The 15,765-nt window shown below is 66.3% G+C and carries 15 protein-coding genes; 13 read left to right on the plus strand and 2 right to left on the minus strand.

From position 1 onward, the window contains the following. The first annotated feature begins 28 nt into the window (after nucleotides 1–28). From AB3X86_RS28785 to AB3X86_RS28795, 3 genes are read left to right on the plus strand one after another with little or no spacing between them, the layout of a single operon-like run. Nucleotides 29–1,060, plus strand: a complete 1,032-nt coding sequence (locus AB3X86_RS28785; protein ID WP_368598637.1) for an iron ABC transporter substrate-binding protein — start codon at nucleotides 29–31, stop codon at nucleotides 1,058–1,060. Then, nucleotides 1,061–2,665, plus strand: coding sequence for an ABC transporter permease (locus AB3X86_RS28790; protein WP_368598638.1), 1,605 nt, complete (start codon nucleotides 1,061–1,063; stop codon nucleotides 2,663–2,665). 57 nt (nucleotides 2,666–2,722) lie between these two features. Beyond that, nucleotides 2,723–3,778 carry an ABC transporter ATP-binding protein gene (locus AB3X86_RS28795; protein ID WP_368598639.1) on the plus strand — a complete coding sequence of 352 codons (1,056 nt, stop codon included), beginning with the start codon at nucleotides 2,723–2,725 and terminating at the stop codon, nucleotides 3,776–3,778. A gap of 26 nt (nucleotides 3,779–3,804) precedes the next feature. Here the strand turns inward: AB3X86_RS28795 and AB3X86_RS28800 are convergent, their stop codons facing one another. Beyond that, complete coding sequence (locus tag AB3X86_RS28800; RefSeq protein WP_176368242.1) at nucleotides 3,805–4,662, minus strand: LysR family transcriptional regulator; 858 nt, start codon at nucleotides 4,660–4,662, stop codon at nucleotides 3,805–3,807. 102 nt (nucleotides 4,663–4,764) lie between these two features. Here AB3X86_RS28800 and AB3X86_RS28805 point away from each other — a divergent pair, with 102 nt between their 5' ends. Beyond that, nucleotides 4,765–5,709: a DMT family transporter gene (locus AB3X86_RS28805; RefSeq protein WP_368598640.1), complete on the plus strand. Its 945-nt coding sequence runs from the start codon at nucleotides 4,765–4,767 to the stop codon at nucleotides 5,707–5,709. Between the two features lie 21 nt (nucleotides 5,710–5,730). Here AB3X86_RS28805 and AB3X86_RS28810 read toward each other — a convergent pair whose 3' ends face one another. Beyond that, nucleotides 5,731–7,029, minus strand: coding sequence for an MFS transporter (locus AB3X86_RS28810; RefSeq protein ID WP_368598641.1), 1,299 nt, complete (start codon nucleotides 7,027–7,029; stop codon nucleotides 5,731–5,733). A gap of 206 nt (nucleotides 7,030–7,235) precedes the next feature. On the opposite strand from AB3X86_RS28810, the gene AB3X86_RS28815 reads away from it, so the two are divergent. The 9 genes from AB3X86_RS28815 to AB3X86_RS28855 all read left to right on the plus strand — a co-directional run bounded on the left by AB3X86_RS28815 (nucleotide 7,236) and on the right by AB3X86_RS28855 (nucleotide 15,758). After that, nucleotides 7,236–8,006: a GntR family transcriptional regulator gene (locus AB3X86_RS28815; RefSeq protein ID WP_368598642.1), complete on the plus strand. Its 771-nt coding sequence runs from the start codon at nucleotides 7,236–7,238 to the stop codon at nucleotides 8,004–8,006. A 44-nt stretch (nucleotides 8,007–8,050) separates the two neighbouring features. After that, on the plus strand, nucleotides 8,051–9,721 hold the full coding sequence (gene mdcA, locus AB3X86_RS28820; RefSeq protein ID WP_368598659.1) for a malonate decarboxylase subunit alpha: 1,671 nt from the start codon (nucleotides 8,051–8,053) through the stop codon (nucleotides 9,719–9,721). Nucleotides 9,722–9,723: 2 nt separating this feature from the next. Next, entirely contained in the window at nucleotides 9,724–10,692 is a 969-nt protein-coding gene (locus AB3X86_RS28825) for a triphosphoribosyl-dephospho-CoA synthase (RefSeq protein ID WP_368598643.1), read from the plus strand. 5 nt (nucleotides 10,693–10,697) lie between these two features. Then, nucleotides 10,698–11,018, plus strand: a complete 321-nt coding sequence (locus tag AB3X86_RS28830; RefSeq protein ID WP_176123180.1) for a malonate decarboxylase subunit delta — start codon at nucleotides 10,698–10,700, stop codon at nucleotides 11,016–11,018. Beyond that, a complete protein-coding gene (locus AB3X86_RS28835; RefSeq protein WP_368598644.1) occupies nucleotides 11,015–11,899 on the plus strand; it encodes a biotin-independent malonate decarboxylase subunit beta in 885 nt (294 codons plus the stop codon). Before AB3X86_RS28830 ends, AB3X86_RS28835 begins: the two co-directional genes overlap by 4 nt. After that, on the plus strand, nucleotides 11,896–12,711 hold the full coding sequence (mdcE, locus tag AB3X86_RS28840) for a biotin-independent malonate decarboxylase subunit gamma (RefSeq protein WP_368598645.1): 816 nt from the start codon (nucleotides 11,896–11,898) through the stop codon (nucleotides 12,709–12,711). Before AB3X86_RS28835 ends, mdcE begins: the two co-directional genes overlap by 4 nt. Further along, nucleotides 12,711–13,409 (plus strand): malonate decarboxylase holo-ACP synthase, encoded by a 699-nt coding sequence (locus AB3X86_RS28845; protein ID WP_368598660.1) that lies wholly within the window; start codon nucleotides 12,711–12,713, stop codon nucleotides 13,407–13,409. The genes mdcE and AB3X86_RS28845 overlap by 1 nt, the downstream gene beginning before the upstream one ends. Then, a complete protein-coding gene (gene mdcH / locus AB3X86_RS28850; protein WP_368598646.1) occupies nucleotides 13,409–14,344 on the plus strand; it encodes a malonate decarboxylase subunit epsilon in 936 nt (311 codons plus the stop codon). Before AB3X86_RS28845 ends, mdcH begins: the two co-directional genes overlap by 1 nt. A 604-nt stretch (nucleotides 14,345–14,948) precedes the next feature. Beyond that, a complete protein-coding gene (locus AB3X86_RS28855; RefSeq protein ID WP_368598647.1) occupies nucleotides 14,949–15,758 on the plus strand; it encodes a class I SAM-dependent methyltransferase in 810 nt (269 codons plus the stop codon). Nucleotides 15,759–15,765: the final 7 nt, after the last annotated feature.

A 15,765-nucleotide genomic window follows, 5' to 3' on the forward strand; every position in this document is an offset into this window, starting at 1 on the left:
AAACACAATCTGAACGGACTTCTGCAACATGGCTCATTCCTGGTTTGCCTCCCGCCTGCGCGCACTCGGCAGCGTGGCCGCGCTGTCGCTCACCGCACTCGCGACGATGCCGTCGGCGGCCCATGCGGCATCGATCACGCTGTACAACGCGCAGCACGAGCAGGTCGTCAATCTGCTCGCGAAGGACTTCGAAAAGCAGTCGGGCATCTCGGTGAAAATCCGCAACGGCGAAGGCCCGGCGCTCGCCGCGCAGATCGTCGCGGAAGGCGCGGCCTCGCCCGCCGACGTGTACTTCACCGAGAACTCGCCGGAGCTGATGCTGCTGGAGGAAAAGGGTCTGCTCGCGAAGGTCGACGCAGCGACGCTCGGCTCGGTGCCGGCGCGCTTCAATTCGCCGAGCGGCGTATGGGTCGCCGTGACCGCGCGCGAGAGCGTGCTCGCATACAACACGGCGAAGCTGCAGCCGTCGCAACTGCCGCAATCGGTGTTCGACCTCGCGAAGCCTGAATGGAAAGGCAAGGTCGGCATCGCGCCGAGCGACGCCGACTTCCTGCCGCTCGTGAGCGCGGTGCTCGCACTGAAGGGCGACGAGCAGACGCTCGCGTGGCTGAAGGGCCTGAAAGCCAACTCGCAGATCTTCGACGACGACGAAGGCCTGGTCGCCGCGGTCAATCGCGGCGCGGTCGCGACCGGTCTGCTCAACAACTACTACTGGTCGCGTCTGCATGCGGAAATCGGCGATGCGAAAACCCGCAGCGCGATCTACCACTTCAGCCACGGCGACGCCGGCGCGCTCGTCAACGTCTCGGGCGCGGGCGTGCTGAAGTCCGCGCACAACCCGGACGGCGCACAGAAGTTTCTCGCGTACCTGGTCAGCGAACGCGCGCAGCAGTTGATGGCCAATAGCCACGTGATGTTCGAGTACCCGCTGCATGCGGGTGTCGCGCCTGACCCGGTCCTCAAACCGTTTGCCGAACTGACTCCGCCCACGCTGACGATCCAGCAGCTCGGCGACGATAGCCAGGCGGGCAAACTGCTGCGTCGGGCAGGCCTGCTGTAAATGAGCGAAGCCCTGTCAGCCGGTCCGCCGGCTGTCCCCCCTGCCCCGGCGCGTGCACGCACGCGCGCGCCGCGCGGCCTGCTTGCGGCGGCGGCACTCAGCGCTTTGCTGGTGCTGCTGCCGATTGCGTTTACGTTCTGGCGCGCGGCGAGCTTCGGCATCGGCGACGCGCTCGATCTGATCTGGCGGCCGCTCGTCGGCGAGCTGCTCGTCAATACGGTGTTGATCGCCGTCACCACTACTCTCGTTTGCGCGGTGATCGGCACGGCCGCCGCGTGGTTCGTCGAACGCACGCATCTGCCGGGGCGGCGCGCGTGGGCCGTGCTATGCGCCGCGCCGCTCGCGATGCCGGCTTTCATTTCGAGCTACGCGTGGGTGTCGTTGAGCGAGGACTTGCAGGATTTCAACGGCGCGCTGCTCGTCTTGACCTGCGCGTATTTTCCGCTCGTCTATCTGCCGGTCGCCGCCGCGCTGCGCGGCATGGACCCGGCACTCGAGGAAAGCGCCCGCGCGCTCGGCTGCAACCGCTGGACCAGCTTCGTGCGCGTCGTGCTGCCGCAACTGCGGCCGGCGCTGCTCGGCGGCATGCTGCTGGTCGCGCTCGGCGTGCTGTCGGAGTTCGGCGCGTTCACGCTGCTGCGCTTTCATACCTTCACCACGCAGATCTACGCGGAATTCCGCACCAGCTTCGACGCCGGCGGCGCATCGCTGCTCGCGTGTCTGCTGATCGTGATCTGCCTCGTCGTGCTTGCATTCGAGTTTCGCGTGCGCGGCGCGGCGCGCTACGAGCGCGTCGATCGCGGCACGCGCCGCCCGGTGTTGCGCTACGAGCTCGGTGCCTGGCGCTGGCTCGTCGTCGCGGGCTTTGCGCTGCTGACGCTCGCGACGCTCGGCGTGCCGCTCGGCATGATCGGCTTCTGGCTCACGCAGCCGGGCGCGGCCGCGGTGACGCCCGCCGATGTCTCGCCCGAATTGCTGTGGAACGCGACGATGTCTTCGCTCGGTTTCGGCCTCGCCGCCGCCGTGCTGACCACGTTGCTCGTGGTGCCGCTCGCATTTCTGCTGGTGCGTTACCCGACCCGTTTCGCGACGCTGTTCGAGCGCGCCGTGTTTCTCGCGCAAGGCGTGCCGGGGCTCGTGATTGCGCTCGCGATCGTGTCGCTCGCGGTGCATGCGCTGCGGCCGCTTTATCAAAGCGCTACGCTGCTGATCGTCGCCTACGCGATTCTGTTCATGCCGGTCGCGCTGGTCAGCGTGCGCGCGGCGTTCATGCAGGCGCAGCCGCGCCTCGAGGAAACCGCGCGCGCGCTCGGCCTGAACTGGACGCAAACACTCGTGCGCGTCGTGCTGCCGCTCGCGGGTCCCGGGCTCGGCGCGGCCGCCGCGATGGTGTTCATCTCGGTCGTCACCGAGCTGAACGCGACGCTGCTGCTGTCGCCGCTCGACACGCAAACGCTCGCGACCCAGGTGTGGGCCGACACGTCGACGATGGCGTTCGCCGCCGCCGCGCCGTATGCGGCGCTGCTGACCGGCATCTCTCTGTGCGCGTCGGGACTGCTGTTCGCGCTGCTCGGCCGCTCGGCGCTGCTCGGCGAGCGCGGCTGACCCGACACGCGTCGGCTTTTTCATCGCTGCTTTTGGTTCGACTTTCTTCGGGATTCCATGAGCGAACTTCGTATCCGCGGACTGCAGAAATCGTTCGACGGTCATCCCGTGCTGCACGGCATCGATCTTTCGGTCGAGCCCGGCACGCTGCTCGCGTTGCTGGGGCCCTCGGGCAGCGGCAAGACCACGCTGCTGCGGCTCTTGTGCGGCTTCGAGCGCGCGGACGGCGGCAGTGTCGAGATCGACGGCCGACGTGTCGTCGGCGACAACCTGCACGTGCCGTCGGAGCAACGCCGCATCGGCTATGTGCCGCAGGAAGGCGCGCTGTTTCCGCATCTGTCGGTCGCGGACAACATCGTGTTCGGCCTGTCGCGCACGCAGCGTCGCGCGCGCCATCGCGTGGCCGAGTTGCTGGAGCTGGTGGGTCTGCCCGCGCATTTCGGCGAACGCGCGCCGCAGCAGTTGTCGGGCGGTCAGCAGCAGCGTGTTGCGCTCGCCCGCGCACTCGCACCCGCGCCGACGCTGGTCATGCTCGACGAGCCGTTCTCGTCGCTCGACGCCGCGTTGCGCGTCGAGACGCGTCAGGCGGTCGCGAATGCGCTGGCCGCGGCTGGCGCGACTGCCGTGCTGGTCACGCACGATCAGTCCGAGGCGTTGTCGCTCGGGCATGAGGTCGCGGTGCTGTGGAACGGAAGGCTGATCCAGACCGCGACGCCCGAAGCGCTGTACCGCCGTCCGGTGACGCGCGAGCTTGCGTCGTTCATCGGCGAGGCGGTGTTGTTGCCGGGCGTCGCGCAACAGGATCGCGCGAGCTGCGAGCTCGGCGAACTAGCACTGGCCGCGCCCGTCGGCAACGGCGCGGTCGACGTGATGCTGCGTCCCGAGCAGATCCGTCTGCTGCGCGCCGACGAAACCGCGCGCACGGGTGCCGCGCACGATGCGCTCGTCACCGATGTGATCTTCCAGGGGCAGGACGCGAGCGTCGCGCTGCAATTGCAGTCCGCCACGCAGACGATGGTGCGCGCACGCGTGCCCGGTTATCTGTGCCCGCGTCCGGGCGAGCGCGTGCGGCTAGCGGTCGAGGGTGAAGTGACCGCCTATACGCGGGCTTGAAGGGTGACCAGGGCTGGCACGCTCGGCTACCGCAACGACAGATCCTGCACCATCTGCTGCGCCAGATAATCGCAGGTCGGCCGATCCGATTTCGCGCTGCGTGCGACGACAATTTCGAGCGGCGCGATTTTCGGCAGGCCTTGCGCGTCGCCGAGAATCGCGAGCCGCGGCGGCACGCTGCAACGCGTCAGCGCAATCACCGACAAACCGGCATCCACGGTCGCGACGAGTCCCATCAGGCTCGCGCTGCTGAACGCCGCGCGATAGCGGATGCGCGCGCCATCCAGCGCGGCGAGCGTATGCTGGCGCGCGACGCAGCCAGGCTCGTACAACCCCACCGGCAACGGCGACGCCTTCAACACCGGCGTATCGACCGACGCCCCAACCCACACCATCGGCTCGCTGCGCACGAATTCGCCGCGCAGCTTGCGGTCGCGCGTGACGAATGCGAGGTCGATCTTGTTGTCGGCGAGCATCGGCGCAAGCGCCGTGCTCTGCGCGCAGACGATCTCGATCTCGACGCGCGGGTACAGCGTTGCGAAACGCCGCAACACCGGCGACAGCAGCGACGACACATAGTCGTCCGGCGCGCCGAGCACCACGCGCCCGGTCACCTCGGGCCGCACGATCGCCGACCACGCCTCCTCCTGCAACGCGAGCGCGCGCCGCGCGTATTCGAGCAGCGTGTTGCCGGGCCGTGTCAGCGACAGGTTGCGCGTGTTGCGGGCGAACAGCGTCGTGCCGAGCATCGTTTCGAGCCGCTTGATCTGCATGCTGACCGCCGCCTGCGAGCGATGCACGCTCGCCGCCGCCTTCGTGAAGCTGCCCGCCTCCACGACCGCCACGAAGCTGCGCAACAGATCGACGTCGAATTCAGGGTTCACGATTTATCAACCGGGCTTATGGAATTGCTCAATTTAATTCGTTTGTGATAAGCCCGCAAGCGGCGCAATACTCGCAGGCATCATCTCAAGGAGTCGTTGCGCATGCCCCTCACCTCACGTCAACAAGGCGCGATCACGCTGGCGAGCGGCGGGCTGCTGATGGGCACGATCGGCGTTTTCGTCGAGGAGGCGCGGCTCGATGCGCTGACGCTCGTGTTCTTCCGCTGCCTGTTCGGCTTTCTGTCGCTCGCCGCTTATTGCGCGTGGAAGGGCTTTTTCACGCGCGCGCAGTTCACGCGCCGCACGGTCGCGCTCGCGCTGATTTCCGGCGTGCTGATGGTTACGCAATGGGTCGGCTTTTTCGACGCGATTCATCGCACCAGCATCGCGGTCGCGACCGTCGTGTTTCATGTGCAGCCGTTCTGGGTCGTGCTGATCGGCGCGGCGCTCTTTAACGAACGGCTCGGGGCGGACCGGCTCGGCTGGATCGCGACGGCGTTCGTCGGGCTCGTGCTCGCGTCGGGCGTCATCGCGGCCGGCAATCTGCAGGGCCACACCAGCTACCTGATCGGCTTGAGCGAAGCGCTGCTCGGCTCGCTGCTGTACGCGAGCGTCACGCTGATCGCGAAAAGCCTCGGCGACATGCGCCCGCATCTGCTGACGCTCATGCAATGCGCGGTCGGCGTGATCTGCCTGCCGCTGATCGCGCCGTTCATCGCGCCTTTGACGCTCACGCATATCGGGCCGATGCAGTGGTTCTGGCTGATCGGCATGGGCGTGCTGCACACGGGATTGTCGTACGTGCTGATTTACGGCGCGCTGCCGAAGCTCAGCACGCCGGTAATCGCGGTGCTGCTGTTCGTTTATCCGCTGACCGCGATCGTCGTGGATGCGCTCGTGTATGCCCGGGCGCTGTCGCTGGCGCAACTGGCCGGCATGGCGCTGATCGTCGCCGCGAGTCTCGGCGTCAATCTCGGCTGGCCGTTGCTGACGCTGCTGCATCCGGCCGGGCGGGCGCGCAGTCACGCGCGCAGTCACGCGAAATAACGCGCGCCGCCCGCCTGGTGCTCACTGCGGCAGCGTCTCACCCTTCGTCTCCGGCGCGAACGGAATCACGAACAGGCCTAGCACGAAGGCGAGCGCGGTCAACGCGACCGGCACACCGAGCGTCTGCATATGCAGCACCGCCGCGCCTAGCAGAAAGTTGACGCCCGCGCCGACGAAGCGTCCAAACGACGTGCAGAACGCAAACGCGGTCGCGCGTACGCGGGTTTCGAACTGCTCGGGCAGCCACAGGCTGAACAACGCGAAGTTGCCGCCGAAAAAGCCCAGCACGAACAGCCACGCGATGAACGGCGCGAGCCCGTTCGGCAGATAGAACGCCCAGCCGAAGCTCGCCGCGATCGACACCGCCATCCCAGCGAAATACACCGCCAACGTCATTTTGCGGCCGATGCGCTCGGCCATCGGCGGCAGCGCGAGACAGCCGAGGATCGTGCCGATCGACAGCAGGCCGGTAGCCAGCGACGCCGTGCGAATCGAATCGCCCTTCGACATGCCGGCGCGCGCCGCGAGCTGGATCACCGCCGACGGCTCGTAGACCGCACCCGCCCAGAGTCCGATGATCGCGATGGTCAGCAGAATGCACGCGACCCATGTGCGACGTCTGTAGGCCGGCCCCATGATCTCGCGCAGCGGCTTCACGCGCACTGTCTTGGCGTCGGCCTTCTGCCACTTCTCCGGCTCCTTCACGCGCAGCAGAATCAGAATCGCGACGACGACCGGCACCGCGCCGGTCAGGAACATCGCGCGCCAGCCGAAGTGCACGCCGATCGTGTAATTGAGCGCGGCCGCGAGAAAGAAGCCCGCGTAGTAGCCGGTCTGCAGATAACCGGCGCCCATCTTGCGGCGATCCTCGGGCCACGCTTCGGCCACGTAGGTGCCCGCAAGCGCCCATTCCCCACCGATGCCGACGCCCGCGATGAAGCGATAAATACCGAGCTGCCACACATTGGTCGAGGTCGCGGCAAGCCCGGTGAAAATTGCGAACGTGAAGATCGTCGCGGCGAGCACCTTGGTGCGGCCGAAGCGATCGGCGAGCGGTCCCCAGATGAACGACAGCCCCCAACCGACCAGGAACAGCGCAAACAGGATCGATCCCGCAAGGCCGACATTCGACGGCGTGGCCGCGAAGCCCGAACGCGGCAGCAACTCGGTCAGCGCTGGCGTGAGCACCAGCGCGTAAATGAACGAGTCCATGCCGTCGAGCGTCCAGCCGGCCCACGCGCCCCAAAACCCTGCGATCTGCGAACGATTGAGCGGTGTGCGCTGACGCGCGAGCGCTCGTCGGTCGGTCACTGTATTCATCTTGCTCCTCCAGCCTACGATGGTTGAACGTAACGAAAAACGACGGGCGCGCTTGGGGTTGGATCGACGACGTTGATTGATCGGCGATGTCCTCGTACAACTGATTCAGAGGGCGGCGCGGGGAAATTGCCGGGACCGTGGGTGAAGACCCTTCCGGGTTTGCCCGCGCTGAAATACGCGTCTTTTTATATATAATATTTGATACTATGACCGACGCAACTGAAGGTTTTCCCCTGGACGCGCTCGTGCCCGGCTCGTTTCTTCCGGCCGCGGCACCCCGCGAAAGCACCTCGCACATGATTGCGGAGGCGCTGCGCGCGGCGATCGTCGACGGCACGCTCGCGCCCGGCGCACCATTGCGCCAGGACGCGATCGCCCGGCACTTCTCCGTCAGCGCGATTCCCGTGCGCGAGGCGCTGCGCCAGCTGGAAAGCGAGGGCTGGGCGCGCGCAGCCGTCCACAAAGGCGCGACGGTCGCGCCTTTGTCCGCCAGCGAGGCGCGCGAGATCTACGAGATCCGCTCGGCGCTCGAAAGTCTCGCGCTCGGCCTCGCGATTCCGAATCACACCGCGGCGACGCTGCGCGAAGCCGCGCAGTTGTGCAGCGCCGCCGAGCGCGAAGAGGACCCGTCGCTATACGTGAAGCGCAATGCCGCGTTCCATATGTGTCTGTACGCGCCCGCCGGCCGGCCGCAGTTGCAGGACATGATCGGCTTGCTGCACCGGCGCGGCGAACGCTATCTGCGGCTGAAGTTCGGCTTGCCGTCGTACAAGGGCGAGTCCGACAGTGAGCACGCCGCGCTGCTCGACGCCGTCGAGCGCCGCGATATCGCGACCGCGCAGTCGCTGGTGGTCGCGCATCTGCTCGGCACCGGCGAGCTTCTGCATCGTTTCCTGACCGAGCGCGCGCGCGAAGAAGCGCTGGCGCATCAACCGAAGCCGCGCGGCCGACGCCCGCGCGTCCACACCGGGAGCTGAACGAACCGATGAATGAGCCGATGAATGAGCCGATGACCGAGCCGATGAACCACCCCGCCGAAGCCGCCGCATCGCGGTCCACTGCCCGCTCGTGGACGACCCGTCGCGACGAGAAGAACCGCCGCCTCGCGGCGATCGCGCCGTGGCTCGAAGACGGCGTGCTGCCCACGCACCGCATCGTCGATGCGCTCGAAACGCTGATCCAGCCCGGCGAGCGCGTCGCGCTTGAAGGCGACAACCAGAAACAGGCCGACTTCCTGTCGCGCTCGCTCGCGAAGGTCGATCCGCAAAAGCTGCACGACGTGCATCTGCTGATTTCGAGCATCAGTCGTCCTGAACACTTGACGCTGTTCGAGCGCGGCATCGCGCACAAGGTCGATTTCTCGTTCGCGGGGCCGCAGAGTCTGCGCGTCGCGCAACTGCTCGAAGACGGCCAGCTGGAAATCGGCGCAATTTATACGTATGTCGAGTTGTACGCGCGCATGTTCGTCGACCTGACGCCGCACGTCGCGCTGCTGTGCGCGGACAAGGCCGACCGTCACGGCAATCTGTACACCGGCCCGAACACCGAGGACACGCCGACCATCGCCGAAGCCGCCGCGTTCCGTCACGGCATCGTGATCGTGCAGGTCAACGAGATCGTCGACGAGTTGCCGCGCGTCGACATTCCGGGTTCCTGGGTCGACGTGGTCGTGCAGGCGGACCGGCCGTTCGCGGTCGAGCCGCTGTTCACGCGCGATCCCCGTCATATCGGCGACTTGCAGGTGCTGACCGCGATGATGGTGATACGCGGCATCTACGAGCCGTATGGCGTCACGTCGCTCAATCACGGCATCGGCTTCGATACCGCGGCGATCGAACTGCTGCTGCCCACCTACGGCGAAGCGCTCGGCCTCAAAGGCAAGATCTGCCGCAACTGGACACTCAACCCGCACCCTACGATGATCCCCGCGATCGAATCGGGCTGGGTCGACAGCATCCATTGCTTCGGCAGCGAGGTCGGTATGGAGGCGTATATCGAGGCGCGCCCCGATGTGTTCTTCACCGGCAACGACGGCAGCCTGCGCTCGAACCGCGTGCTGTGTCAGTTGGCCGGCCAATACGGCGTCGATCTGTTCATCGGCTCGACGCTGCAGATCGACGCGGACGCGAATTCGTCGACAGTCACGCGCGGACGGCTCGCCGGTTTCGGCGGCGCGCCGAACATGGGCCACGATCCGCGCGGCCGGCGTCATGCGAGCGAGGCGTGGCTGAAGCTGTTGAAGGGCTTCGGCGCGGTGTCGCGCGGCCAGAAGCTCGTCGTGCAACTCGCGGAAACGTACAAGAAAGGCGGCGAGCCGACCTTCGTCGATGAACTCGACGCGATCGCCGTCGGCGCGAAAAACGGCATGCCGATCGCGCCGGTGATGATTTACGGCGACGACGTGAGCCATGTGGTCACCGAGGAAGGCATCGCGCATCTGCACAAGGCCGAAGGCATCGACGAGCGGCGCGCGGCGATCGCGGCGGTGGCCGGTGTCACGCCGATCGGCCTGCGCGCAAAACCCGAGAAAACCGCCGAGTTGCGCCGGCGCGGCATCGTCGCGTATCCGGAAGATCTCAGCATTCGGCGCGGCGAAGCGAAGCGTTCGCTGCTCGCGGCGCGCAGCATCGACGATCTGGTCACGTGGTCGGGCGGACTGTACGCGCCGCCCGCGCGCTTCCGGAGCTGGTGACGATGGCGTCCACTGCTGCTGTTCTCGAACGGTTGGACGCGCCGCCTGTTTCTGTCCTGCGCGATGCGTGCGGCACATCGCCCAAGGGGGCGCCGTTTTCCGACGCGCAACTCGCGCGCGACGCGATCACCGCGCTGATCGACGAGGCCGAGCTCACGCCGAAGCCCGCGCTCGTCGACCGGCGCGGCAGCGGCGCGCATCGCGACCTCGATCTCGCGATCATGCGGCGCTCCGCGCACGCGCTCGAACCGACGTTCGCGGCGCTCGCGCGCACCGCGCGCCGCCGCGGCGAACCGTCGGCGCTGCTGCGCGCCGAACTCGCGCAGATCGGCCGCGCGGGCGAACTGGACATGATGCAGGCGACCGGCGGTAGCAACGCGCATCGCGGCGCGATCTGGATCATCGGCTTGCTCGTTGCGGGCGTCGCGCTCGAAACGTCTTTGAGTGCCTCGATGCGTACGCACGGACCTGGCGCGCCGAACCCTCTGGATACCTCGCGCGTCTGCACTTTGGCCGCGCAGATCGCCTGCTTCCCGGACCGCTTCGCCGCTTCGTCCGATAGCCACGGCGAACGCGCGCGTCGACGCTATCAGGTCGGCGGCGCGCGGCGCGAAGCGCAGGACGGCTTCCCGCACGCGCTCGACGTCGGCCTGCCCGCATTACGCGCGGCGCGCGCGCGCGGCATCGACGAAAACACCGCGCGCATCGACGCCTTGCTCGCGATCATGAGCACGCTCGACGACACCTGCCTGCTGCATCGCGCGGGCCTCGCCGGCTTGCATGCGGGGCAGCGCGGCGCACGACGCGTGCTCGACGCGGGCGGCAGTTCGACAGCCGCGGGCCGCGTCGCGCTCGACGCGCTCGAACGCGAACTGCTGGCGCTGAACGCATCGCCTGGCGGCGCGGCCGATCTGCTCGCCGCCACCCTCTTTCTCGACATGCTGGCGCATCGCGACGCCAGCCGGAGCTGAGTCTCATGGAACATCTGACCTTCGACTATCCGGCGCAACGCGCCGTCACGACCCGCGCGCACGTCGGCGTAGTCGGCTCGGGCGATCTGGAAGTGCTGCTGTCGCCCGCCGCCGATGCAGGCGGCTCGGCGCTTGCTGCGCACGTGGTCGTGCGCACCAGCGTCGACGGCTACAGCCACATCTGGAAGAGCGTGCTCGACCGCTTCTTCACGCGCTACGACGGCGCTGCGAACATCGAGATCAACGACTTCGGCGCGACGCCGGGCGTGGTCGCGCTGCGGCTCGCGGAAGCGGTCGAAGCGGCCGAGGAAGGAGACAGCGTATGAGCACGCGCACCAGCATTCACCGCGCACCGCTGCTGCACGAGAGCTTCATCGAACTGCCCGCGCGCGAGCGCGCCCGTTCGCTGCTCGACGCGGGCAGCTTCCGCGAACTGCTCGGACCGTTCGACCGCATCGCGTCGCCGTGGCTGCCCATGCAGGGCATCGTCTGCCAGGCCGACGACGGCTGTGTGATCGCGCGCGGCACGATCGACGGCGAACCGGCCGTGGTCGCGGCGATCGAAGCGGCGTTCCAGGGCGGCAGCATCGGCGAAGTGTCGGGCAGCAAGATCGCCGCGGCGCTCGAGATGGCGCGGCGCGATTGCGAGCGCGGCAAGCTCGTGCGCCCGGTCGTGCTGTTCGAGACCGGCGGCGTGCGGTTGCAGGAAGCGAACCTCGGGCTCGCGGTGATCGCCGAGATTCAGGCGGCGATCGTCGCGCTGCGCCGGCACGTGCCGGTGGTCGGCGTGATCGCGGGGATGGTCGGCTGTTTTGGCGGCATGTCGCTCGCGGCCGCGCTGTGCTCGTATCTGATCGTGACCAGGCAGGGACGGCTCGGCATGAACGGACCCGAAGTGATCGAGCAGGAAGCCGGTATTGAAGAGCTCGATGCGAGCGATCGCCGCCGCGTGTGGCAACTGATCGGCGGCGAGCAGCGCGTCGCGAGCGCGCTCGCCGATACCCTGGTTGATGACGATGCCGACGCGGTGCGCGCCGCCGTGCTCGCCGCGTTCGCGCAGGGCGTGCCGGCCGCGCATCGCAGCGAGCAGGTCGACACGTTCCTGCAGCGGCTCGCGCGGATCGATCCGGCGAGCGTCACGCCCGAGACAATGCGTGATGTGTACAACCGGCAAGCGGGCGATGCATCGAACAAGGAGCAGGCATGAGCGACACGACACTCACGCGCGGCGCGCGCTGGTTCAACGCACTGGCCGGCGAATCTTCGAGCGCCGCGCCCGTCTGGAGCAGCGATGCGCCGCTCGGCGGCGACACCGCGCGCTTTATCGCGGTCGTGCCCGATGCCGCGAACCGCTTTCCACGCGCGACCAGCAACGTGGTCGGACTCGAACAGGGCTGGCAACTCGCGCGCGCGGTGCGCGAAGTCATGGAGGCGGATCGAGGCGCCGGCACACGCCGCCCGATCGTCGCGATCGTCGATGTGAAAAGCCAGGCGTATGGCTATCGCGAGGAAATGCTCGGCATCCACCTCGCCTGCGCGGCCGCGGTCGACGCTTACGCGAGCGCACGCGACGCCGGCCATCCGGTGATCGCGCTGATCGTCGGTCCTGCGATGTCCGGCGCGTTCCTCGCGCACGGCTATCAGGCGAACCGCATCGTCGCGCTCGACGTGCCCGGCACGATGGTCCACGCGATGGGCAAGGAAGCAGCCGCGCGCGTCACGCGCCGCACGGTCGAAGAACTCGACGAACTCGGCGAGACGATCGTGCCGATGTCGTATTCGATGGCCTCGTTCGCGAAGCTGGGGCTGCTCGATCGGCTGATCGACGGCGTCGACGCGGATGCGCCCGACGCGGCGCAGATCGAGCGCGTGCGCACCGTGCTGATCGAACAGATTCGCAGCGCGCGCGACGGGGATCGGACGCTTGCGCGTCGGCTGGAATCGGTTGCGGCGCGGCAGACTCGCGCCGCGTCGATCGAGGTGCGGCGGCGCCTTGCCGAACAGTGGGACGCCGTGTGATGCGCGTGTGCGCGGCTGCGCCCTTCCCGACTGCTTGCGCCACGTCGTGCGACGCGCGCTGGCGGCCGCATGATCTGCTGCGCTTGCGACGACTCGATGCGCTCGATGACGAACCCGCGTGGGTCCGCGCTGCGTTCGAACGCGCACCGTATGCGGTCGTGCGACGCGCGCTCGCCGTTGAAGGTTTCGTCGCGATCGGCGTGCGCGGCGCAGAGCGAGCGCAGCGTTACGGCACGTGGGCGCATGCGGACGATATCGTCGGCGTCGTAGCGCCGGAGTCCCTGGCGCAGGCGCGACCCGGTCCCGAACGTGATGCATTGCCTTCCTTCGTTGCGCTGAATTCGTTGCAACGGGACCGGAGCGGTCCGCTTTCTGGATTCGCTTGGGGCCCTTCTGGTAGCACGGGATTCGAACTGGCGACGCATGCTCCCACCGTGAACGAAGCCAGCGATCTCGATCTGTTGATCCGCGTGCCCGAACCGCTGGCGTTGAAGGTTGCGAGTGCTTTGCTGGAGCAACTTCAAACGCTCTCGGCTCGTATCGGTGTGCGCATCGATGCACAACTCGAAACCCCCGCGGGCGGCGTCGCGCTCGCGGAGTGGGCTGCGGGCAAGGCGCGCGTGCTGGCCCGCCACGCGAGCGGTCCCCGCTTGATCGCCAATCCGTGGGCCGAGGTCGCTCAGGATGGCGCTACCTGATGTTCGCGCTTATCTTCCCCGGTCAGGGTGCGCAAAGCGAAGGCTTTCTGAATCGACTGCCGCGGCATCGCGCGGTACAGGACACGTTCGCTGAAGCATCGGACACGCTCGGCGTCGACGTGCTGACGCTCGACTCGCCCGACGCTCTGGACTCGACCGTCGCCGTGCAACTGGGCCTGACGATCGCGGGCGTCGCGATCACGCGCGCGCTCGCCGATGAAGGTTTGGTGGCGGAAATCAGCGCGGGGCTGTCGGTCGGCGCATATCCGGCAGCGGTCAGTAGCGGCGCGGTGCCGTTTCGCGATGCCTTGCTGATGGTGCGGCGGCGCGCCGAATTGATGGAAACCGCTTACCCGTCGGGCTATGGTCTGGCGGCCGTATCCGGCTTGAACGAGCAGCAGGTGGAAACGCTCGTCGCGCAGCAGGCGCAAGAGCACCGGCAACCCGTTTATATCGGCAACGTCAATGCGCCGCGCCAGATCGTGATGGCCGGCGCGAACGATGCGCTCGACCTGTTCATCGAACGCGCACTAGCGGCCGGCGCGCGCAAGGCCACCCGGCTCGCGGTCAGCGTGCCCTCGCATTGCGAGTTGCTCGCGCACGCGAGCGACGAACTGCTGGCGTACTCGCGCGAGTTGCGTTTCGAAACACCGCGCGGCATCTATATCGGCAATCGCGGTGGACGGCCGTTGTATACGGCCGACGCGATCCGCGAAGATCTTGCGACGAACATGCGCTACACCGTGCGCTGGTTCGATGCGCTCACCGTGATGCAGGAAATGGGCGCGCATGTGCTGGTCGAGGCGCCGCCGGGGCAGGTGTTGACGGATATCGTGAGGGAGTATTTTTCGGAGACTAGCGCGCTGGCTGCCAGTGCATGGCCGTTCGACAGACTGGTGGGGACAGTGCGCAGACGCCTCGAGCGCGGAGCATAAGCGTTTCATATAAATCTTCCGGTTGCCCCTGAATGTGTCGGCCGCTGAACAACGCGAGATTCGCCCAGGTGTCTGCCCTAACGCAACACTGCCACGCCCGAATCGATTTCTCCGCCCGGATATTTCATTTGCATACCTTGCAGAGCCCACTTCGACCCGACGGGACGGGTCTCGACCGCATCACCGGGAGCCGAGGGCGCAAAACCATCACAATAAGGCGCGAAACGTGGAGATTCGTGGCCAAATGCGGGGGGGCCAACTGCTATCCTTGAAAGAAGTCGACCCGTTCTCGAGCGCTCCCATGCGCGCGCACTCGGAAAGAGGGATCCATGAGTTGTCCCGCACTATCGCGACATTTTTTGCCCCGTCGTTCCATTGCCGGGTTGCCTGCGACACATGTCGCGTGCACCGCCCTCGAGCGATTGTCCGGCTGCACAGAGCCTTACACAAAACCTGAACCGCAACGCAGTTGAAGCAGCAGGTTCAAATTCAGGCTGATCAACTTCCCGCGAATTTATCGGTCTGATGTCACACGTGTAGCAACAGCCGGCATTCTGGAAACGAGTTGCGCAGAACTCCGCCTTCGCACCGATATGAGGGAGACATGCATAGACCCATCGACACCGAAACGATTCCGAGCAATGAATTGCAGCAGGTCAAGACGACTTATGCCAAGCTTTGCGAGGACTACCTTGCGCATCGCGCCGATGGTGAATACCGGGACTATGTGCAATCGGTCATTGCCAACGACGCTAGTCTCGATCGTCATGTGCGCGCGTTCGAAATTTATGCCCCGTATATCAAGCGTGGAATGAAAGTGCTCGACTGGGGATGCCGTCACGCCCCAGATTCGTGCATGCTTCGCACGCTCTTCCGGGACATCGAGATTTATGGCTGCGACCGATGCAATGATGAGCAATTCGCGGAATTCCATCAGTACGCCGGGTTATCTTTCGCTGCGCTCAATCATGAATTTCTGCTGCCGTACGAAGACAATCAATTCGATGTGGTGATTGGAAGCGGTGTACTCGAGCACGTGGCTCGCGAACAAAAAAGCATCGACGAGCTATGGCGCGTGCTGAAAGACAATGGTTTGCTGATAATCACATTTCTACCTAACCGCTTATCGGCAACAGAAAACGCCTGCAGAGTGATGAAGAAGTACACGGGCCATAATCGACTGTACAGCCTCAGCGACGCGAAGCGCCTGTTTCTCAGGTCGGGATTCGTACTGGAAGAATGCGGCTATCATCAGGTCTTTCCGACGTTCGCAAAAGGCATAAAGGGCGGTGGAGCGCTCAATGCACTGGCCAATATCGGCATGAAGCTGAACCGGGCTTTCGAGCGCATACCGATCGTCAATGCAGTGTCGGCGAATCTGTTTTTCATCCTCCGCCGCGTTCAAAAGATGTAGCGGCAGG

Origin of the sequence: Paraburkholderia sp. BR14374 (assembly GCF_040948685.1) — a bacterium.
Classification (GTDB): Bacteria; Pseudomonadota; Gammaproteobacteria; order Burkholderiales; family Burkholderiaceae; genus Paraburkholderia; species Paraburkholderia youngii.

Bases quoted from the DNA above. Each gene is read 5' to 3' on its own strand.
- AB3X86_RS28785 (WP_368598637.1), top strand. From the start codon at position 29: ATGGCTCATTCCTGGTTTGCCTCCCGCCTGCGCGCACTCGGCAGCGTG.
- AB3X86_RS28790 (WP_368598638.1), top strand. From the start codon at position 1,061: ATGAGCGAAGCCCTGTCAGCCGGTCCGCCGGCTGTCCCCCCTGCCCCG.
- AB3X86_RS28795 (WP_368598639.1), top strand. From the start codon at position 2,723: ATGAGCGAACTTCGTATCCGCGGACTGCAGAAATCGTTCGACGGTCAT.
- AB3X86_RS28805 (WP_368598640.1), top strand. From the start codon at position 4,765: ATGCCCCTCACCTCACGTCAACAAGGCGCGATCACGCTGGCGAGCGGC.
- AB3X86_RS28810 (WP_368598641.1), bottom strand. From the start codon at position 7,029: ATGAATACAGTGACCGACCGACGAGCGCTCGCGCGTCAGCGCACACCG.
- AB3X86_RS28815 (WP_368598642.1), top strand. From the start codon at position 7,236: ATGACCGACGCAACTGAAGGTTTTCCCCTGGACGCGCTCGTGCCCGGC.
- mdcA (WP_368598659.1), top strand. From the start codon at position 8,051: ATGAACCACCCCGCCGAAGCCGCCGCATCGCGGTCCACTGCCCGCTCG.
- AB3X86_RS28825 (WP_368598643.1), top strand. From the start codon at position 9,724: ATGGCGTCCACTGCTGCTGTTCTCGAACGGTTGGACGCGCCGCCTGTT.
- AB3X86_RS28830 (WP_176123180.1), top strand. From the start codon at position 10,698: ATGGAACATCTGACCTTCGACTATCCGGCGCAACGCGCCGTCACGACC.
- AB3X86_RS28835 (WP_368598644.1), top strand. From the start codon at position 11,015: ATGAGCACGCGCACCAGCATTCACCGCGCACCGCTGCTGCACGAGAGC.
- mdcE (WP_368598645.1), top strand. From the start codon at position 11,896: ATGAGCGACACGACACTCACGCGCGGCGCGCGCTGGTTCAACGCACTG.
- AB3X86_RS28845 (WP_368598660.1), top strand. From the start codon at position 12,711: ATGCGCGTGTGCGCGGCTGCGCCCTTCCCGACTGCTTGCGCCACGTCG.
- mdcH (WP_368598646.1), top strand. From the start codon at position 13,409: ATGTTCGCGCTTATCTTCCCCGGTCAGGGTGCGCAAAGCGAAGGCTTT.
- AB3X86_RS28855 (WP_368598647.1), top strand. From the start codon at position 14,949: ATGCATAGACCCATCGACACCGAAACGATTCCGAGCAATGAATTGCAG.